19 protein-coding genes and 1 riboswitch are annotated in these 19567 nt (G+C 70.5%); of the genes, 4 read left to right on the forward strand and 15 right to left on the reverse strand.

Features of this window, described 5'->3' with window-relative positions; all coding sequences use genetic code 11:
• A partial coding sequence (locus ABTY40_RS22220; RefSeq protein WP_352061122.1) for an integrase core domain-containing protein occupies positions 1-217 on the forward strand: 217 nt, incomplete at its 5' end.
• A 50-nt stretch (positions 218-267) separates the two neighbouring features.
• Here the strand turns inward: ABTY40_RS22220 and ABTY40_RS22225 are convergent.
• The 5 genes from ABTY40_RS22225 to ABTY40_RS22245 all read right to left on the reverse strand — a co-directional run bounded on the left by ABTY40_RS22225 (position 268) and on the right by ABTY40_RS22245 (position 5705).
• Positions 268-1485, reverse strand: a complete 1218-nt coding sequence (locus tag ABTY40_RS22225; protein ID WP_352061123.1) for a hypothetical protein — start codon at positions 1483-1485, stop codon at positions 268-270.
• Between the two features lie 47 nt (positions 1486-1532).
• Positions 1533-2567: a C40 family peptidase gene (locus ABTY40_RS22230; RefSeq protein ID WP_352061124.1), complete on the reverse strand. Its 1035-nt coding sequence runs from the start codon at positions 2565-2567 to the stop codon at positions 1533-1535.
• 193 nt (positions 2568-2760) lie between these two features.
• Positions 2761-3807: a C40 family peptidase gene (locus tag ABTY40_RS22235; RefSeq protein WP_352061125.1), complete on the reverse strand. Its 1047-nt coding sequence runs from the start codon at positions 3805-3807 to the stop codon at positions 2761-2763.
• Positions 3808-4065: 258 nt separating this feature from the next.
• Complete coding sequence (locus ABTY40_RS22240) at positions 4066-5430, reverse strand: NYN domain-containing protein (RefSeq protein WP_352061126.1); 1365 nt, start codon at positions 5428-5430, stop codon at positions 4066-4068.
• A 32-nt stretch (positions 5431-5462) separates the two neighbouring features.
• Complete coding sequence (locus ABTY40_RS22245) at positions 5463-5705, reverse strand: hypothetical protein (RefSeq protein WP_309049699.1); 243 nt, start codon at positions 5703-5705, stop codon at positions 5463-5465.
• Positions 5706-5864: 159 nt separating this feature from the next.
• Between ABTY40_RS22245 and ABTY40_RS22250 the strand changes: the two genes are divergently transcribed.
• On the forward strand, positions 5865-6599 hold the full coding sequence (locus ABTY40_RS22250) for a rhomboid family intramembrane serine protease (protein WP_352061127.1): 735 nt from the start codon (positions 5865-5867) through the stop codon (positions 6597-6599).
• Positions 6596-6877 (forward strand): Lrp/AsnC family transcriptional regulator, encoded by a 282-nt coding sequence (locus tag ABTY40_RS22255; protein WP_345281213.1) that lies wholly within the window; start codon positions 6596-6598, stop codon positions 6875-6877. Before ABTY40_RS22250 ends, ABTY40_RS22255 begins: the two co-directional genes overlap by 4 nt.
• Positions 6878-6980: 103 nt before the next feature.
• On the opposite strand, the gene ABTY40_RS22260 is transcribed toward ABTY40_RS22255, so the two are convergent.
• The 6 genes from ABTY40_RS22260 to ctaE all read right to left on the reverse strand — a co-directional run bounded on the left by ABTY40_RS22260 (position 6981) and on the right by ctaE (position 14210).
• Positions 6981-8372 (reverse strand): aminotransferase class V-fold PLP-dependent enzyme, encoded by a 1392-nt coding sequence (locus ABTY40_RS22260; RefSeq protein WP_352061128.1) that lies wholly within the window; start codon positions 8370-8372, stop codon positions 6981-6983.
• A gap of 234 nt (positions 8373-8606) precedes the next feature.
• Positions 8607-8723: riboswitch (SAM riboswitch) on the reverse strand.
• A gap of 95 nt (positions 8724-8818) precedes the next feature.
• Positions 8819-9883 carry an anthranilate phosphoribosyltransferase gene (gene trpD, locus ABTY40_RS22265; protein WP_352061129.1) on the reverse strand — a complete coding sequence of 355 codons (1065 nt, stop codon included), beginning with the start codon at positions 9881-9883 and terminating at the stop codon, positions 8819-8821.
• Positions 9884-10040: 157 nt separating this feature from the next.
• Positions 10041-11663 (reverse strand): cytochrome bc1 complex cytochrome b subunit, encoded by a 1623-nt coding sequence (gene qcrB / locus ABTY40_RS22270; protein ID WP_345281218.1) that lies wholly within the window; start codon positions 11661-11663, stop codon positions 10041-10043.
• Positions 11660-12712 (reverse strand): cytochrome bc1 complex Rieske iron-sulfur subunit, encoded by a 1053-nt coding sequence (qcrA, locus tag ABTY40_RS22275; protein ID WP_309049705.1) that lies wholly within the window; start codon positions 12710-12712, stop codon positions 11660-11662. The genes qcrB and qcrA overlap by 4 nt, the downstream gene beginning before the upstream one ends.
• Positions 12709-13518: a cytochrome bc1 complex diheme cytochrome c subunit gene (qcrC, locus tag ABTY40_RS22280; protein WP_345281221.1), complete on the reverse strand. Its 810-nt coding sequence runs from the start codon at positions 13516-13518 to the stop codon at positions 12709-12711. The genes qcrA and qcrC overlap by 4 nt, the downstream gene beginning before the upstream one ends.
• A 71-nt stretch (positions 13519-13589) precedes the next feature.
• On the reverse strand, positions 13590-14210 hold the full coding sequence (ctaE, locus tag ABTY40_RS22285; RefSeq protein WP_352061130.1) for an aa3-type cytochrome oxidase subunit III: 621 nt from the start codon (positions 14208-14210) through the stop codon (positions 13590-13592).
• Between the two features lie 202 nt (positions 14211-14412).
• Between ctaE and ABTY40_RS22290 the strand changes: the two genes are divergently transcribed.
• The gene (locus tag ABTY40_RS22290) at positions 14413-14814 is read left to right on the forward strand and encodes a response regulator transcription factor (protein ID WP_352061131.1); all 402 of its coding nucleotides are present in this window, start codon (positions 14413-14415) and stop codon (positions 14812-14814) included.
• A 93-nt stretch (positions 14815-14907) separates the two neighbouring features.
• Here ABTY40_RS22290 and ABTY40_RS22295 read toward each other — a convergent pair whose 3' ends face one another.
• From ABTY40_RS22295 to ctaC, 4 genes are all read right to left on the reverse strand, one after another.
• The gene (locus ABTY40_RS22295; protein WP_352061132.1) at positions 14908-16164 is read right to left on the reverse strand and encodes a L,D-transpeptidase; all 1257 of its coding nucleotides are present in this window, start codon (positions 16162-16164) and stop codon (positions 14908-14910) included.
• Between the two features lie 118 nt (positions 16165-16282).
• A complete protein-coding gene (locus ABTY40_RS22300; RefSeq protein ID WP_309049710.1) occupies positions 16283-16681 on the reverse strand; it encodes a cytochrome c oxidase subunit 4 in 399 nt (132 codons plus the stop codon).
• Entirely contained in the window at positions 16678-18414 is a 1737-nt protein-coding gene (gene ctaD, locus ABTY40_RS22305) for an aa3-type cytochrome oxidase subunit I (RefSeq protein WP_309049711.1), read from the reverse strand. Before ctaD ends, ABTY40_RS22300 begins: the two co-directional genes overlap by 4 nt.
• Positions 18411-19376, reverse strand: coding sequence for an aa3-type cytochrome oxidase subunit II (gene ctaC, locus ABTY40_RS22310; protein ID WP_345281228.1), 966 nt, complete (start codon positions 19374-19376; stop codon positions 18411-18413). Before ctaC ends, ctaD begins: the two co-directional genes overlap by 4 nt.
• Positions 19377-19567: the final 191 nt, after the last annotated feature.

Here is a 19567-nt window from a genome sequence, read left to right on the forward strand (position 1 = left end):
CCGGCCCTACCGGCCGCAGACCAACGGCAAGGTCGAACGCTTCAACCGCACCCTCCTCGACGAGTGGGCCTACCTGCGGCCCTACACCTCGAACACCGAGCGGACCGAAGCCCTGGCAGACTTCCTCCACACCTACAACCACCACCGCTGCCACACCGCACTCAGCGGACACCCGCCCATCACCCGCGTCAACAACGCTGCGGGTCAATACACCTAGGGCCTGTCTTTCGGATCTTGCCGGGCTCGCGTCGGCCCGGCGTGCCCAGCTCAGCCGAGCCGCTCCGCGACGAACGCCCGCCACCGCCGCGTGAACTCCGCCTCCGTGACGCCCAGCACCTCGCCGAGCGCCCTGCCGACCGCGCCCTCGCGCCGCCGCTGGGCGCCCACCGCGCGGTAGAAGGCGGTCAGTTCCCTCTCGCCCCACCGGTCGGCGATCAGCTCGCAGGCCAGCCATCCGCTCCCGTACGCCCGCGCCAGCGCCTCCGGGTCGCCGTCGAAGGCGAAGTCCCCGTCCTCCGGGAGGCGTGCGGGGAGCCGGCCCGCGCGCACCGCGCGGTGCAGTTCGGGGGCGGCCTCGGCGGCGGTGCGGCCGGTGCCGCGGTCGGCCACCCAGTCGGCGAAGCCCTCGGAGAGCCAGACCGGGGTGGCCGGCGAGGTCAGGGTCCGGGTGGCGACGTGGACCGTCTCGTGGGTGAGGACGAACTGCCGGCCGAAGGCGCTCAGGGAGCCGTACGCCTCCGGGTTGACGACGACCCGGTCCGCCGGTGCCGCGGGACCGCCGCCGACCCGGCCGGTGGTGACCGCCGCGATGCCCCGGTAGGTGTCGGCAGGCGCGCCGAGCAGCCCGCCCATCGCGTCGACCGTCGCGGGCACCAGGACGACGATCCGGCCCGCCCAGTCACCGTCCCAGGCGGCCTGGACGGCGGGCACGGCCCGGTCGGCCTCCGCCGCGATCCGCCGCAGCCGCTCCGGGTCCTGGCCCACCCCGAGGACCAGACCGTGCCGCCCGGTAACCGCCCGGACCTCCCCCTGCCACCAGAGCTGCTGGGGGGCGCCGGGGGCGGGCCGGTCGCCGCTCACGTACCAGCGGCCGTCCCGCTCGGTGAGGTCGAGGACCCGGTCGCCGGTCGCGGCCCCGGAGTCGTAGCCCTCGATCCGGTGGGCGAGTTCGGCCCGGACGGTGGCGCGGCCGGTGCCCGCCGGGTCCACGCCGGTGACCCGGTAGCGCAGGGTGCCGAGCGGGACTTCGGCGAGGCGGCGGAAGGCGGCGCGGGTGTCCGGGGAGCCGGCCGGGTCGAGCGTGCGGCGGTAGGCGGGCTCGTCGCGGTCGAGCAGGGCACGCGCGTACCGGTCGAGCAGGCCCTGCGCCTCCGCCCGTGCCGGGGCGCCGGGGGCGGGCTCCCCGCAGCCGGTGAGGACGAGCAGCAGGGCCGCCAGGCAGGCCGCGGCCGTCCGCCGCACCGCACCGCCGTCCTGAACCGCCACGGCCCGATCGTACGGGTGGGGCGGCGGGCCTCCGGGGCGCTGGCCGGTCAGACGCGGGTCACGGTGACGTGCGACATCATGTTCACCGGGTCGTAGCGGACCCGGGCGCCCGGGTAGGGGGCGTGGATGACCTGGCCGTCGCCGGCGTAGATGCCGACGTGGCTGGCGTCGCCCCGGTACGTCACGAGGTCCCCGGGCCGCGCCTGCGAGAGCGGCACCTGACGGCCCGCGTACCGCTGCGCGGCCGAGGTACGGGGCAGGCTGATGCCCGCCTGGCGGTACGACCAGACCATCAGGCCCGAGCAGTCGAAGGCGGAGGGGCCCGTCGCACCCCACACGTACGGCTTGCCGACGGCGCTGCGGGCGGCGAGGACGGCGGCGGCGGCCCGCGAGGAGCCGGGGGCGGCGTCCGCGACGGGCGACGGCTCGGAGGCGGTCGCCGCGGCCGGTCCGTCCGCGCGGCCGCCGGTGCGGGAGGCCCGCTCGAAGTCTGCGCGCTCCTCGGCGGTCAGGGCGGCCAGCACCCGGCGGGCCTGCGCCAGCTTGCCCTCCACGGTCCGCTTGTGGCGGGCGACCTCGGCCCGGCTGCGCTCCAGTTCGGCGAGCGTCTTCCCGGCCTCGGCGCGCACCTGGTGGAGCCGGCGCTGCTCGCGCCGGAGCTCACCGAGGGCGACGCCCTGCCGGGCCGTGACCCGGTCGAGGGCGGAGGCCCGGTCGAGGTAGCTGTCCGGGTCGGCGGAGAGCAGCAGGGCGAGGGCGGGGTCGATGCCGCCGGAGCGGTACTGGGCGCCGGCGACCGAACCGAGCACGCCCCGCATGCGGTTGATCCGCTCCTGGCCGCGGGCGAGGCCGTCCTGTGCGCGGGAGACCGCGGCCCGCAGCGCGTCCGCCTTCTCGTCGGCCCGGTGGTACGCCTCCGTGGCCCGCTCGGCCTCCTCGAAGAGGCGGTCGACGGTGGCGCGGGTCGCCTCCGGGGTGGCCCCCGGGTCGGCGCTCGCGGGGACGGCCCCGAAGGACGCCGCCGCGGTGGCCGCGGCGGCGGTCAGCACGGTGACCCTCGTGGGTCGGCGGTGGGACGCCACGTATCACGCTCCGTTGGATCGACGCAGACAGCGCGGCAGACAGTAGCCGCACATGACGTCGTGTCCAACGAACCCGGAGGGCACGCACAGTGACGCCCCGCCGGAGAACACAGGTCACCGGCGGGGCGTCAGGTCAGCGTGGTGCGGGGTGAACCACCCGATTGGGCGGCAGTCCGAAGCGGTCGGGCGGGTTTCAGCCGCCGATGCGGACGCCGAACTGGAAGGTGCCCATGTAGTCCATCGACTCGTAACGGACGTTGGCGCCCGGCTTGGGAGCGTGCAGGATCGTGTTGTTGCCCGCGTACAGGCCCACGTGCGACAGGCCGTTGAAGAAGACGAGGTCGCCCGGCTTGAGCTGGCTGCGGCCGATCTTCACGCCGTCGTTCTGCTGGGTGTAGGTGGTGCGGGTGAGCCGGGCGCCGGCCTGGCGGTAGGCCCACTGGGTCAGACCGGAGCAGTCGTACGAGTTGGGGCCCTCGGCCCCGGAGACGTACGGCTTGCCGATCTGGGTGGCGGCGGCGGCGAGGGCGGCGCCGCCGAGGCCGGAGGCGGGCACCTCGTTGCCGAGGTCCATGCGCTCGCCGGCGGCGCGGCTGGCGCGCTGCTCCTTGGCGCGCTCCGCCTGCTCCAGGCGCTCGCGCTCCTCCTGGGTGAGGGTGTTGAGCAGCTGGCGCGCCTCGGCGAGCTTGCCGAGGTACTTCTTCTTCTTGGCGCCGAGGGTCTTGCGGACGTCCTCGAGGTCGGCGAGCTTCGCGGTGGCCTCGGCCCGCTGCTGGGCGAGGGAGCGCTGCTTGCCCTGGATGGTGGTGAGGACGTCGGCCTGCTGGGCGCTCAGCTGGTCGATCGCGGACGCCTTGTCGAGGTAGGTGTCCGGGTCGGCGGAGAGGAAGAGCTGGAGGGCCGGGTCGATGCCGCCGGAGCGGTACTGGGCGCTGGCGACCGAACCGATCTGGTCGCGCAGGGTGTTGAGCTCCTGCTGGCCTCGGGCGACCTTGTCCTGGAGGTCGCCGATCTCCTTCTGGAGCTTTCCGCGGCGCTCCTCGGCCAGGTTGTACTGCTCCGTGGCCTCCTCGGCCTCGTGGTGCAGCGCGTCGACCTTGGACTTGACCTCGTCGATCTTGGGCTTGGGAGCCGCCTGGGCGCCGGTCTGTGCGGAGAGCGCGACGGCGGCGGCCGCGGTCGCGGTGAGCACGGTCACGCGGGTACGGCTCGGCTGCTTGGGTCGACGGTGGGACGCCACGAAGGCGAGCTCCTTCTTCCTCGAGCGCCGCCCAACCGGTGAGGGGCAGGCGGTTCCTTCGCTGTCACCCCGGATGGGTGATCAACCGCGCGAAGGTTCGAGGCCTGACCCTAGTGACCAACTTGTGATCAGTTCAAATCCCACTGGCAAAAATCTCGCCCACGCACCACTTTATTTACACACAGTCCACGGGCGGTGATGGCCACTTGACGGTAAGCCATCCATAATTCGGTCATAGCGCCCGTGCGTTGACAGGTGTTACGAGAGCCGCGAAAGGCGCTTCAGCAACAAGGCGGACGCCACGGGCCGGGCGCCGGCCTTCGCCACTCCGTCGGCGACCTCCCGGTCGGTGGAGACCACCACCACCGGCCGCCCCGGCGGCTCCGCCCGCACCAGCTGGCGGATCAGCTCGTCCGCCGTCACGCCCGGCTTGGAGAACAGCACCCGCACCCCGCGCGGCGGCGCGAGGAGCACCGGGGCCGCCAGCTCCGCCCCGTCGAAGACACAGGTGACCTCGGCCCCGGAGCGGGCCGCGAGGGCCGAGAGCCCGCCGAGCAGCCGCAGCCGCTGCTTCTCCAGCGGCATCGTCGGATAGCCGGTCTTGGTGACGTTGTAGCCGTCGACGACCAGATGCGTCTGCGGCAGGGCGAGCAGCTGGTCGAGCAGGGCCGGGTCGGTCTCGGAGAGGGCACGGGCGGCGATGTCCTTGGCGGACATCCGGCCGGGCGCGACCGCGTCCACCGTGTCGGCGGGGTGCACGGAGACCGGGGGCAGGGCGAGTTCGCGCCGCAGGCCCTGCGCCGCGTCGAGGACCGTGTCGAGCAGCAGCCGCAGCCGCATGTCCTCCACCCAGCGCCCTTCCCTGACGGCCCGCCGGCTCGCCTCCAGGGCGGCCTCGACCTCGCCGAGCCGCGCCTTGAGCCGCCGGCTCTCGCTCTCGGCGGCCGAGACCTGCGCGGCCGCCTCCGCCCGTACGGCGTCCATCTCGGCCTGGGCGCGGCGCAGGGCCGCCTCGCCGCGCCTGACGTCGCTCTGGGCGCCGCGCAGCTTGCGGTGGACCGATTCCGCTTCCTTGCGGGCCGCCTCCAGGTCGTGGCGCAGCTGCTCGGTCTCGGCCCTGGCCCGGTCCCGGGCGGCCGCGAGTTCCCCGCGCAGCCGCTCCAGCTCGCGCCGGCCGGCCTCGTCGGCCCGCTCGGCGTCCGCGCGGACGGCCTCCTCGCCGGCGGCGGCGACCAGCTTGACCCAGCCCGGCGGGCGCAGCACGTAGGCGGCTGCGGCCACCTCGACGGGGTCGACGGCGGCGGGCGGGGCGCCCGACTCGACGGTGGCGGCGAGGTCGGGCTGGGCCGTGCGGAACCGCTCGCCGATCCGCTGCCGGAAGAGGGGGTCGGTCTCCAGGGCCGTCGCCATCGCGTTGCCGGCGAACCTGGCCCGGCGGCTCGCGGTGAACCGGGCGTACTGGCGGAGGGGTGCGGGCAGCTCCGCGACGGTCAGCCCGCCGAAGGCGTCGGCGACCAGCGCGACGACCCGCCGCCGTACACCTTCCGGCAGTGGGTGGTCGAGCGTCTCGGCAGCGTCACCTGCCGCGCCGGCCGGCTCACCACCGTGCGCGGGCTGCTCCACGATCCGTCACCCCTATGTCGTCCGCGCCGGCCTCAGGAGGCGGCGCCCGGCCTGTCCACCAGCTCGATCTGGTCCACCGCGTTGCACCAGCGGCAGCGGACCGACTCGATGGTCTCACTGACCACCTGACGCTCCTCGACCGTCGGCTCCCCGGCCAGGTCCAGATGGACGTACTCCACGACCTTGGACGAGCGGGTCACGTCGAAGCGGGTCAGATTGCCGCAGAGCGTGCAGCGCCAGCGGGTCTCGTCGGTCGGCAGGGGAACCGTCGTCATCGTGCCGTCCTTCTTCCTGTTGCGGTGGTACCAGGTGCGGGAGCCGCGGTGCGCCGTCGAACTGCGGTTGTACTGCCCGTAACCCTACGGCCTCCCCGGTACGCGGCGGCACGGCGAGGCACTCTGTCCACTTCGCCCGTCTTGCGTCATCATCTCCGCATGATCGACTGGCGACGAGCGGCCCGGGGAGCGTGGCGCGGCGCCCGGCACGGGCCCGCGGTGACCTACACGCTGATCGCCGCCTGCTGTCTCCTCTTCGCGGTCGGCCCGGTGTCCGGGCTCCATCCGGGGTACGGCACCGGGGACGCGCTGCTCGCCGCGCAGAGCGCGTACTTCCGCGCCTGGGGGGTCGTCCCGGCGGAGCTGATCAGCGGCGAGCCGCGGGCCCTGCTCACCCCGCTGACGGCCCTCTTCGTCCACGGCAGCTGGCTGCACCTGCTGGGGAACATGCTGTTCCTGTACGTCTTCGGGGCGATGACCGAGGAGCGGATGGGCCCGGTCGGCTTCGCCCTCTTCTACGTCGTCACCGGCTACCTGGCGCTGCTCGGCTACGCGGTGGCGCACGCGGACAGCGAGCAGACCCTGGTCGGGGCCTCGGGGGCGATCTCCGCGGTGCTGGGGGCCTTCCTCTTCCTCTTCCCCCGCGCCCGGGTCACCAGCCTCTTCCCCTTCCTCTTCTTCCTGCCGCTGCGCTTCCCCGCCTGGATCGTGCTGATCTTCTGGTTCGTGCTCCAGTGGCTGGCCGCCCGGTCCGCCGGAGCCGGCCCCGGCGTCGCCTATCTGGCCCATGTGGTGGGCTTCTCCGTCGGCTTCCTCTACGCCTGGGGCCGCTACCGCGGTGGGGATAGAGTGAAAGCCCCAGCCGCGGCGACCGAGGGAGAAAGCCAGCCGTGATCACCGCGATCGTGCTCATCAAGACCAGCGTGGACCGCATCCCCGAGATCGCCGAGTCGATCGCCGCCCTGGAGAACGTCAGCGAAGTCTTCTCGGTGACGGGCACCTACGACCTGATCGCCATGGTCCGGGTGCCGCGCCACGACGATCTGGCGGACGTCATTCCGGGCCGGATCAGCAAGATCCCGGGCGTGGAGGCCACCGACACGCACGTCGCGTTCCGGACGTACTCCCAGCACGACCTGGAGGCGGCCTTCGCCATCGGTCTGGAGTCCTGAGCGCCCTCGGACGGCACGGTGAAGGGGGCCTCCCGGCGCGGGAGGCCCCCTTCACCCGTACGAGTGAGTGATCAGCTTCGAGTGGGTGCCCGGCGGGATGCGGTCAGCCGCGGTCCGGGACGCAGCGGCCGTCCTCGGTGCGGTACGACCAGCGGGCGCCGTCCCGCACGAGCTCCTTCACCGCGCCGACGAACCGGTCCACGTGCTCGTCGGGGGTGCCGGCGCCGAAGCTCACCCGGATCGCGTTGAGGGACCGCTCGCCCGGCCGCGCCTCCGGGGCGCCGCAGGCGCCGACGTCCTGCGGGTCGCTGCCGAGCAGGGTGCGGACCAGCGGGTGGGCGCAGAAGAGGCCGTCGCGGACGCCGATGCCGTACTCGGCGGAGAGCGCGGCGGCGAAGTGGGAGCTGTTCCAGCCCTCCACGACGAAGGAGAGGACGCCGACACGGGGCGCGTCGTCGCCGAAGAGGGAGAGCACCTTCACCTGGGGGACGCCGGCGAGACCGGTGCGCACCTTCTCGATGAGGTGCCGCTCGCGGGCGACCAGCCGGTCGAAGCCGGCGTCGGTGAGCGCCTTGCAGGCCGCGGCGATGGCGTAGACCCCGATGACGTTCGGCGAACCGGCCTCGTGCCGGGCCGCGGTGGTGTGCCACTCCACGTCCACCCCGCCGTCCGACCGGCGCGCCACCGTGCGGGAGGCACCGCCGCCCGCGAGGTACGGGTCGGCGTCCTGGAGCCAGTCGGCGCGGCCGGCGAGGACGCCGGAGCCGAACGGCGCGTACAGCTTGTGCCCGGAGAAGGCGACCCAGTCGACGTCGAGTCCGGTGACGGAGACCGGGTGGTGGGGGGCGAGCTGGGCGGCGTCGAGCACGATCCGGGCCCCGTGGGCGTGCGCGGCGGCGGCCAGTTCGCGGACCGGCCACAGCTCGCCGGTGACGTTGGAGGCGCCGGTGACGCAGACCAGGGCCGGGCCGTACGGGTCGCGGTCGGCGAGCGCCCGCTCCAGGGTCTCGACGGCCTGGGCGGGGGTGCGGGGCGCGTCGAGGTAGGTGACGCGGGCGTCCTGCCACGGCAGGAGCGAGGCGTGGTGCTCGGTCTCGAAGACGAAGACCTGGCAGCCGTCCGGGAGCGCCCGCGCGAGGAGGTTGAGGGAGTCGGTGGTGGAGCGGGTGAAGACGACCTGGTCGCCGGGGCGGCAGTCGAGGAACTCGGCGACGGTGGTCCGGCTGTTCTCGAAGAGGTCGGTGGAGAGCTGGGAGAGGTAGCCGGCCCCGCGGTGGACGCTGCCGTAGTACGGGGCGTAGGCGGCGACGTCGTCCCACACGCGCTGGAGGGCGGGGGCGCTGGCGGCGTAGTCGAGCGCGGCGTAGGTCACCTCGCCGCCGGTGACGAGGGGGACGGTGACGTCGCGGCCGAGGACCGGGAGCGGGGCCTCGCAGCAGGGGTCGGCGGACTCGGCGGCGGGGGCGGAAACAGCGGCGTTCGGGCGTGCGGACATGGCGGTATCTCCCGGCGGGGCAGTGCGGAATGGCTTCGGTGGATCCCGTACGCGGCCGGGCACGGCGGGGTACGGGTGCTGCCTCGGAGGCTCGGGGGGACGCGGACGCGCACGGACGCGCGTGCGGGGAAATGACCCCGTGTCCGAGGGTGAAGAAGGGGCGGACTCGCCCTATCGCATTCGCTTGCTCACGGAAAAACGCTCCTCGAGAGACCAGGACCCCTGGTGTCGAGGGGTCCGCGCTTGCCGTAGACCTCGCTGCCTACGGCCTGGTCTTCACCCGGGGCACCCCGCCACGGACGGAGGGTTGCCGGACAGCTAGCCGGGGCTTCACAGCTGTCACTCATGACCTGCCACGCATCCTGCCACATGATCGCCGGAACGCAAGACCCCGGTCCGCATGCTGGACCGGGGTCGTCTCCGCCGGGGCGGTGCGAGCGCGGGGCTCAGGCGTTGCTGGCGGCGATCCAGCGCTCCAGGGCGCGCCGGGCGGCGCCGGAGTCGATGGACTCGGCGGCCTGCTCGATGCCCGCGCGGATCTGCTCGACGAGGGTGCCGCCGCCCGGCCGGAGGGCGGTGAGCGCCGCCGCCGAGTTGAGCAGCACCGCGTCCCGTACCGGGCCGGTCTCCCCCGCGAGCAGCCGGCGGGCCACATCGGCGTTGTACGAGGCGTCGGCGCCGCGCAGGGCGTCCACGGGCACCAGGTCGAGACCCGCGTCCCGGGGGTCGAAGGCCTCCTCCCGTACGGTGCCGTCGCGGACCACCCAGACCCGCGAGGTGGCGGTCGTGGTCAGCTCGTCGAGCCCGTCGTCACCGCGGAAGACCAGGGCGGAGGAGCCGCGTTCGGCCAGGACACCGGCGACGATCGGGGCCATCCGGGGGTCGGCGACACCGGTGGCCTGGGCGCGGACGCGGGCCGGGTTGGTGAGCGGGCCCAGGAAGTTGAAGACGGTGCGGATGCCCAGTTCCTTGCGGGCCATGGCCACGTGACGCAGCGCCGGGTGGAACTTCACGGCGAAGCAGAAGGTGATCCCGGCCTCCTCGGCGACCTCGGCCACCCGGCGCGGGGTCAGCTCCAGGTTGACGCCGAGCTTCTCCAGGACGTCGGAGGCGCCGGAGGCGGAGGACGCGGCGCGGTTGCCGTGCTTGACCACCTTGGCGCCGGTGCCGGCGACGACGATCGCCGACATGGTGGAGATGTTCACCGTCTTGGCGCCGTCGCCGCCGGTGCCGACGATGTCGACGGTCTCGCCGGGCACGTCGATGGTGTTGGCGTGCGCGTACATGGTGCGGACGAGGCCGGTGATCTCCTCGACCGTCTCCCCCTTGGCGCGCAGGGCGACGACGAAACCGGCGATCTGGGCGTCGGTGGCCTCGCCGCGGAGGATCCGGTCCATCGCCCAGGCGGTGTCGTCGGCGCTCTGGTCGCGTCCGGTGAGGAGGCCGTCCAGGACGACGGGCCAGGAGCGGCCCGCCGCGGTCGGTCCTCCAGCGGGGGTCACAGCGCTCATGGCAGCTCCAGGTGGTCGTCGCGTGACGGCGTACAGGGTCACCCTATCGACCGGCGGGAACGGCAAAGAGCCCCGTCCATCGAATGGACGGGGCTCTCGCCGTGGCGACCTTCTGGGGTCCCCCGGGGCGGAGCCTCAGGGGGAGGAGGTCAGGTGATCAGTGGTGGCCGTGGCCGCTCTGGATCTCCTTGTACTCCTCGACGGTGGGCTTGGCGATCTGGTTGTCCTCGCCGTAGTAGCCCTTGTTGAGCTTGACCCGCAGCTTCTCCATGCGCCCGACCTTGCGCTCGACGCCGTTCTCGTCGACGGCCGGCGGCAGCTCGGCGGGCTGGTACTGCTCGTGCGCGGTGAGCTTGTACAGCTCGCCCTGGCTGAGCGGCTCGTGGACCTCGACGAACTCACCGTGCGGGAGGCGCTTGATGATGCCCGACTCGCGGCCGTGCAGCACCTTGTCCTTGTCGCGGCGCTGGAGGCCGAGGCAGATCCGCTTGGTGATGATGAACGCGATGACCGGTCCGGCGAAGAAGAAGATCCGGACGAACCAGGTGATCGAGTTGATCGACAGGTGGAAGTGGGTCGCCCAGAGGTCGTTTCCACCACCCACGAGCATGATCATGTACGCGGTGATCCAGGCGACACCGAAGGCGGTGCGCGTCGGAGCGTTGCGCGGGCGCTGCGCGATGTGGTGCTCGCGCTTGTCGCCGGTGATCCAGGACTCGATGAACGGGTAGACCGCGATCGCGCCGAGCACCAGCGGGAAGATCACCAGCGGGATGAAGACGCCCAGGACCAGGGTGTGGCCCCAGAGGTTGATCTCCCAGCCCGGCATGACACGGATCAGACCCTCGGCGAAGCCCATGTACCAGTCGGGCTGGGCGCCGGTGGACACCTGGTCCGGGCGGTACGGGCCGAGCGCCCAGATCGGGTTGATCGAGGCGATGGCCGCGATGATCGCGATGACACCGAAGACCAGGAAGAAGAAGCCGCCGGCCTTGGCCATGTACACCGGGAGCAGCGGCATGCCGACGACGTTCTTGTTGGTACGGCCGGGGCCCTCGAAGTGCGTGTGCTTGTGGACGAACACCAGGATGAGGTGCGCGACCATCAGGCCCAGCATGATGCCGGGCAGCAGCAGCACGTGCGCCGAGTAGAACCGGGCCACGAAGTCGCCGCCGGGGAACTCCCCGCCGAACAGGAACATCGACAGGTACGTGCCGACGACCGGCACGGACAGGATCGCGCCCTGCATGAAGCGGACACCGGTGCCGGAGAGCAGGTCGTCCGGGAGCGAGTAGCCGGTGAAGCCGGTGAACATGCCCAGGAAGAACAGCAGGAAGCCGAACAGCCAGTTGATCTCACGCGGCTTGCGGAACGCGCCGGTGAAGAAGACGCGCATCATGTGCACGAACATGCCGGCGAGGAAGATCAGCGCCGCCCAGTGGTGGATCTGCCGGATGAGCAGACCACCGCGCACCTCGAACGAGATGTGCATGGTCGAGTTGAACGCCTCGGACATCAGCTGTCCCTGGAGCGGGACGTACGGTCCGGCGTACTCCACCTCGTTCATCGACGGGTGGAAGAACATCGTCAGGTAGACGCCCGTCAGGATGATGATGATGAAGCTGTAGAGGCAGATCTCGCCCAGCATGAAGGACCAGTGGTCCGGGAAGATCTTCCGCATGTTGGCCTTGGCCAGCGTGTAGATCCCCAGGCGACCGTCGGCCCAGTCGGCGACCCGCTCACCGGCGGGTGCCTTCTTCGTATCCGTCACAGTGCTCATCCGCGCTCCCAGAAGGCAGGACCGACGGGCTCGTCGAAGTCGCCGAGCGCCTCGAGGAAGCCCTTGTCGTTCACGCCGATCCGCAGCTGCGGGAGGGCGTGACCGGCCGGGCCGAAGATGACGCGGGCGCCGTCGGAGAGGTCGAAGGTGGACTGGTGGCACGGGCAGAGCACGTGGTGCGTCTGCTGCTCGTACAGAGAGATCGGGCAGCCCACGTGGGTGCAGATCTTCGAGAAGGCGACGATGCCCTCGTGCGACCACTCGAGCTCGCGCTTGTCCTTGATGTCCTCCGGCTGGATCCGGACGATCATCAGGGCGGCCTTGGCGATCTCGGTCTGGAAGTGGTGGTCGTGCTCCGAGAGGCCCTCGGGCATCGCGAAGGTCAGCGAACCGACCGCGACGTCCTCGGGACGCAGCGGCTCGTGCGTGTTCATGTTGATGAGCTGCTTGCCCTTGGCCCACATGGTGGTCCGGAGCTTCTTCTCGGGCAGCGGGCCCATGTCACGCATCAGCACGAGGCCGGAGAGCGGGACGAGCGAGAGCGCGCCGAACATCGTGTTGCGGATCAGCTTGCGGCGGCCGAAGCCGGACTCGGCGGCACCGGCCGCGAAGTCCGCCATGACCTGCGCCTTGACCTCGGGCGACGCGGCGATCGGGTGACGCTCGTCGGCGACCTCGACGTCGGACATCAGGGTGCGGGCCCAGTGGACCGCGCCCGCGCCGATGAAGAAGAGGGCCGCGCCGAGGGTCAGACCCAGGGCGAAGTTGAGCGCCGACACCCGGCCGAACGGCCAGATGTAGACGATCTGGTCGACCGGGAAGATCACGTACGAGGCGATGAAGGCGATGGTGGCCAGCATCGACAGCGTGAACATGAGGGCGACCGCGCGCTCGGACCGCCGGGCGGCCCGCTCGTCGATGTCCTGGATACGCGGCTTGTGGGGCGGAAGGCCCGGGTCGGCGAACGGGTCGTCGGCGACCTTCACCGCGCCGTGCGCGGCGTCCTGCCCAGCCGGCAGGTTCTCTTCTGGAATCTCTTGGGTACTCATGACTTCTTGGCCTTAGCGGTGTGGGCCGCGACCCAGATGGCAACTGCGATCAGCGCACCCAGACCGAAGATCCAGGCGAACAGGCCCTCGCTGACGGGGCCGAGGCCACCGAGCTTGAGACCGCCCGGGTTGTCGGCCTTCTCGCTGTTGACGGCCTGGACGTACGCGATGATGTCCTTCTTCTCCTTCTCCGGCATGGTCGTGTCCGGGAAGGAGGGCATGTTCTGCGGGCCGGTCTGCATGGCCTCGTAGAGGTGCTTCGGGCTCACGCCTTCGAGGCTGGGGGCGTACTTGCCGTGGGTCAGCGCGCCACCTTCACCGGTGAAGTTGTGGCACTGGGCACAGTTGGTGCGGAACAGCTCGCCACCCTTGGCGGCGTCGGCACCGTCAGGGCTGTACTGGCCCTCCGTCGGCGTGATCGGGCCGGCGCCGAGGGAGGCGACGTACGCCGCGAGCTGATCGATCTCAGCCTGCGTGTAGATGACCTTCTTCCTCGGGACTTGGGCGCCCGGCTGCTGGGCCGGCATGCGGCCCGTGCCGACCTGGAAGTCGACGGCGGCCGAACCGACGCCGACCAGGGACGGGCCGTCAGTGGTGCCCTGACCGCCGGTTCCGTGGCAGCTGGCGCAGCCGACGGAGTAGAGCTTCTTGCCCTCCTCGATGGCGAGGGACTGGGCGGTTTCATCGGCCTTCGCCGTGCCCGCGGGCGCGAACGCGGCGTACAGCCCCCCAGTGGCCGCCAGCGCGAGAAGTAGGACGACGACCGCCGCCAGCGGATGGCGTCGTCGTGCGGAGAGCTTTTTCACGGATTACCCCGGTGTCAGGATCTTCTGCGTCGATGCTTGCTGGATGTCTCGGGTCCGCCGAGCGGGCCCGATTACTTGATCATGTAGATCGTGGCGAAGAGGCCGATCCAGACGACATCGACGAAGTGCCAGTAGTAGGACACGACGATGGCGGCGGTTGCCTGCTCGTGAGTGAACCTCTTGGCGGCGTATGTCCGGCCGAGGACCAGCAGGAAGGCGATGAGACCGCCTGTCACGTGCAGTCCGTGGAAGCCGGTGGTCAGGTAGAACACGGAGCCGTACGGGTCCGACGAGAGCGAGAGGCCCTCGTGCTTGACCAGCTCGGTGTACTCCAGGACCTGGCCGCCGATGAAGATCGCACCCATCACGAACGTGATGATGAACCACGTCCGGAGCTTCTTCACGTCGCCCCGCTCGGCGGCGAAGACGCCGAGCTGACAGGTGAGGGAGGAGAGCACCAGGATCGTGGTGTTGGTCGCCGAGAACGGGAAGTTGAGGGCCGAGGCCTTTTCCGCCCAGTAGTCGGCACCCGTCACCGATCGCAGGGTGAAGTACATCGCGAAGAGGGCCGCGAAGAACATCAGCTCGGAACTCAGCCAGATGATGGTTCCGACGCTGGTGAGGTTCGGTCGATTGACCGACGGGTGCGCGTGCCCGGTATCTACTGTCGTTACTGTCGCCACGACCGACATTATGTCGGTCGCTTATCCCGCCCTCACTCCGGGGGGTGCCGTTCGGAGTGTCAGGGGCCCTCGTCCAGCCCGAACGGCCCATCGGAGGGGCCTCGGGGCACCCTTCGAACAGGTGTTGAACGGGTGTTGACGGGCAGTGGAGCGGAGTAGCATCCGGCGCACCGGTCGACGACGACCACCCCGCCTTCCAGACGGAGGAACGATGCAGTCGAGTGCCACGGTCCTGGTCTACAGCGACGACGCGAACACCCGCGCGCAGGTCCGGCTGGCGGCCGGGCGCAGGCCCGCCGCCGACGTTCCCCCGGTGGAGTTCGTGGAGTGCGCCACGCTGCCCGCGGTCCTGAAGGCCCTGGAGGAGGGTGGGATCGACGCCTGTGTGCTGGACGGCGAGGCGGTGCCGGCCGGCGGCATGGGGGTGTGCCGGCAGATCAAGGACGAGGTCTTCCACTGCCCTCCGGTCCTGCTGCTGATCGGGCGCCCGCAGGACGCCTGGCTGGCCACGTGGAGCCGCGCGGACGCGGCCGTCACCCTTCCGGTGGAACCTGTCGAGTTCGCGGCGTCCCTGGCGTCCCTGCTCCGCTCGCGCCTCGCGATCGGCACGTGACGCTCCGCACGGGCGAGCCGACCGGAGCAGCCGAGTGAGCCGAAGGGCGCCGCGGGCAGACGCCGGAGGCACCCGGAGGCGAACCGAGCCCTCCTAGAGACCGGGCCGCAGGCGGGCCTTGGCGTCCTCGGTGGCCGCGGGGTTGCCCTTGTCGGCCACCAGGGCGCTGCCCTGGCGCCATTTCTCCCAGGGCAGGTTCCAGTCGCCGAAGCCGTTGCCGAAGGGGTCCATCGTCTCGCCGTAGCTGTTGACGGTCTTCACGATGTCGCCGGGGCGGACGGTCTCGTAGAACCAGGCCGCGTTGCCGGTGGACATGCCGACGCAGCCGTGGCTGACGTTCGCCACGCCCTGGGAGCCGACGGACCAGGGGGCGGCGTGGACGTATTCGCCGCTCCAGGTCACCCGGGTGGCGTAGTAGACGGGCAGGTCGTACGACTCGGAGCTGCCTGCGGCGATGCCGATGCTGGTGCCGCGCATGCGGACGTAGTACTCCTTGCCGAGTACCACTTTGATCCCGTTCCGGGTGGAGAAGCCCGGTTTCCCGGTGGTCACCGGAATGGTGTTGATCACTTCTCCGTTGCGCTTGACGGTCATGTAGTGACTGCCGGCGTCGGCGATCGCCTCGATCCGGTCGCCGATCTTCAGCCGGAGCGGCTTCGACGTGCCGCCGTACAGCTTGTCGCCGACCTTGAGGCCGTTCAGGTTGCCGGTGACGGAGACGAGGGCGCCGGCGGGCCAGTACTCCTTCGGCCGGAAGTGGAGCTTCTTGTCGTCCACCCAGTACCAGGAGCCCTCCACGGCGGGGGTGGAGCGGACCTTGAGGGCCCGCTCGACGACCGCGCGGGCGGCCCGGTCCTTGACGGGGAGGCTGAGGTCCGCCGTGATGGGCTGCCCGACGCCGTACGTGCCCGCCTCCGGCCCGAAGGTGACGGTGAGGGCCCGTTTGGCCGGGGCCGTCCCGAACGTGAACGTACGGGCCCCTGGGGCGCCGTCCCCGTCCTCCGTGGCCACGCGCACGGTGTAGCGGGCGCCGGCCGCCAGGGCGGCCGTGGAGCGCCAGCGGCGGCCGTCTGCGGAGAGCTCGCCCGCCAGGTGGCGGCCCGCCTCGTCGGTGGCGGTGACATCGGTGATCCGGCCGTCCTCGCCCTTGGCGGTGATCTCCAGGGGCTTGTCGGGGTTCGCCTTGGCGCTGCCGGAGGGCGTGTTGAACACGACCTGCTCCGCCGCGTCGAAGGGCCTCGCCGACAGCGGATGCCGGTCGGGGCCCGCGCAGGACGTGGCGCCGGCGGTGACGGCGAGGACCAGAAGCGTGCAGCTCAGAACAGTCCGGATGCGCGGCGTGTCGTTCATGACCTCACGCTAAGGACAATCTCCCGGCCGGGCGCGCCGAGTACTGCAAACGAGGGGCCCGGACGCTTCGGTGACGAAGCGTCCGGGCCCCTCGGGGTGGTGCGGGGTACCGCCGGTGTTACTGGTTCTGGTTCTCACCGCGGTAGAACTCGAACACCCAGCCGAAGAGACCGACCAGGATCAGCGGCGCCGAGAAGTACAGCAGCCACCAGCCCATCGCGACGGCGAGGAAGGCGAACGAGCCACCGACGGCCAGCGAGAGCGGCTGCCAGCTGTGCGGGGCGAAGAAGCCCAGCTCGCCGGCCTCGTCCGCGACGTCGGCCTCCTTGTCGTCCTGCGCCATGGCGTCGACACGCTTGGCCGTGAAGGCCAGGTAGTAGCCGATCATGATCGCCAGGCCGAAGGCCAGGAACAGCGCCGTCGTACCGACCGGCTCCTTCGACCACACGCCGTAGAGGATCGCCATGGCGAGGATGAAGATGCTCAGCCAGATGAACATCTTGCCCTGGATCTTCACTTGCCGGCCTCCTTGCCGCCGGTGAGGGCCTCAGCCTCGTGAGGCTTGTTCTCGAGCTGGTCGACAGCCGCGATCTCAGGGTGGTGCAGGTCGAACGCCGGGGATTCCGAACGGATCCGCGGCAGCGTGAGGAAGTTGTGCCGCGGCGGCGGGCAGGAGGTCGCCCACTCGAGCGAGCGGCCGTAGCCCCACGGGTCGTCGACCTCGATCTTCTTGCCGTACTTGGCGGTCTTCCAGACGTTGTAGAAGAACGGCAGGATCGACAGACCGAGCAGGAACGAGGAGATCGTCGAGATCGTGTTCAGGGCGGTGAAGCCGTCGGCGTCCAGGTAGTCCGCGTAACGGCGCGGCATGCCCTCGGCACCGAGCCAGTGCTGCACCAGGAAGGTGCCGTGGAAGCCCACGAACAGCGTCCAGAAGGTGATCTTGCCCAGGCGCTCGTCGAGCATCTTGCCGGTGAACTTCGGCCACCAGAAGTGGAAGCCGGAGAACATCGCGAAGACGACGGTGCCGAAGATCACGTAGTGGAAGTGCGCCACGACGAAGTACGAGTCCGAGACGTGGAAGTCCATCGGGGGCGAGGCCAGGATGACGCCGGTCAGACCACCGAAGGTGAAGGTGATCAGGAAGCCGACGGCCCAGAGCATCGGGGTCTCGAAGGACAGCGAGCCCTTCCACATCGTTCCGATCCAGTTGAAGAACTTCACGCCGGTCGGTACGGCGATGAGGAACGTCATGAAGGAGAAGAACGGGAGGAGCACGCCACCGGTGACGTACATGTGGTGCGCCCACACGGTCACGGACAGACCGGCGATCGCGATGGTCGCGGCCACCAGACCGATGTAGCCGAACATCGGCTTGCGGCTGAAGACCGGGATGACCTCGGAGATGATGCCGAAGAACGGCAGCGCGATGATGTACACCTCGGGGTGGCCGAAGAACCAGAAGAGGTGCTGCCAGAGCAGCGCTCCACCGTTGGCCGCGTCGAAGATGTGCGCGCCGAACTTGCGGTCCGCCTCCAGGGCGAACAGCGCGGCCGCCAGGACCGGGAAGGCGAGCAGGACCAGGACACCGGTCAGCAGCACGTTCCAGGTGAAGATCGGCATGCGGAACATCGTCATGCCCGGAGCGCGCATGCAGATGATCGTGGTGATGAAGTTGACCGAGCCGAGGATCGTGCCGAAGCCGGAGAAGGCCAGACCCATGATCCACATGTCGGCGCCGACACCCGGCGAGCGGACGGCGTCCGACAGCGGGGAGTAGGCGAACCAGCCGAAGTCGGCCGCACCCTGCGGGGTGAGGAAGCCGGCCACCGCGATGATCGAGCCGAAGAGGTAGAGCCAGTACGCGAACATGTTCAGCCGCGGGAACGCCACGTCGGGCGCGCCGATCTGCAGCGGCATGATCCAGTTCGCGAATCCGGCGAACAGCGGCGTCGCGAACATCAGCAGCATGATCGTGCCGTGCATCGTGAACGCCTGGTTGAACTGCTCGTTCGACATGATCTGCGTACCCGGACGGGCCAGCTCGGCGCGCATGAAGAGCGCCATGAGACCGCCGATGCAGAAGAAGACGAACGACGTGACCAGGTAGAGCGTGCCGATCGTCTTGTGGTCGGTGGTGGTCAGCCACTTCACCACGACATTGCCGGGCTGCTTGCGCCGTACGGGCAGCTCGTTCTCGTACGAGTCCTCAGCTGCGGCGGCACCCTGGGTTTCGTTGGGGATGCTCACAGTTGGTTCTTCTCCGCATTCCTGGCCGGGTCCGTCTGCTCGATGCCAGACGGGATGTAGCCGGTCTGCCCCTTCTCGGCCAGCTCCTTCAGGTGCTGCTGGTAGCGCTCCGGGGAGACCACCTTGACGTTGAAGAGCATCCGGGAGTGGTCGACACCGCACAGCTCGGCGCACTTGCCGAGGAAGGTGCCCTCCTGGGTCGCGGTCACCTCGAAGGCGTTGGTGTGCCCCGGGATGACGTCCTGCTTCATGAGGAAGGGGACCACCCAGAAGGAGTGGATGACGTCACGGGAGGTCAGGACGAACCGGACCTTCTCGCCCTTGGGCAGCCACAGGGTCGGACCCGGGTTGCCGGTCTGCGGGTTCCGGTCGCCCGGGATGCCCGCGTCGTAGACACCTCCCGCGTTGTCCGGGAAGTCGTTGAGGAACTTGTCCGGGATCGAGGCGAGGTTCTTGTCCTTCTTGGCGTCGCCCTTCACACCGGGCACGTTCTCGATGTAGTTGAAGCCCCAGCTCCACTGGTAGCCGACCACGTTGATGGTGTGGGCGGGCTTGGGGGAGAGCTCGAGGAGCTTCGACTCGTCGCGTGCGGTGAAGTAGAACAGCACCGAGACGATGATGAGCGGAGTGACCGTGTACAGCGCCTCGATGGGCATGTTGTAACGGGTCTGCGGAGGTACCTCGACCTTGGTGCGGCTGCGCCGGTGGAAGATGGTGGCCCAGAGGATCAGGCCCCACACCAGGATTCCGGTGAGCAGCGCGGCCGCCCAGGAGCCCTGCCACAGGGAGAGGATCCGAGGCGCCTCTTCCGTGACGGGGGTGGGCATGCCAAGGCGGGGGAAGTCTTCCCAGTTGTACGAGCAGCCGGTGGCTGTCGCCAGGATCAGGCCCGCAGTCAGCACCTGCGGCAGCTTCCGCCGCATCGGGCGCCGCGACGAGCGGTCGGAGCCGTTGGGACTCACGTAGCGCCTTCCCGAGAGTCTCGGCCCGCGTTGGTCGGCCACGGCCGTCCGTCTCGCTGGTCGGTCGCCGCCCCGTGCCGCGGGCAGGGGTTTGGATGTTTATGCGGACCAAACCCTACTGGACGCTATTTGGGGTCGCGCGGGGAGGGTGCCCAACGCGCCGTCCGACTCCCCGAAGGGGTGGACTCCGG

The organism is Streptomyces sp. NPDC126503 (genome assembly GCF_040302405.1).
Classification (GTDB): domain Bacteria; phylum Actinomycetota; class Actinomycetes; order Streptomycetales; family Streptomycetaceae; genus Streptomyces; species Streptomyces gulbargensis.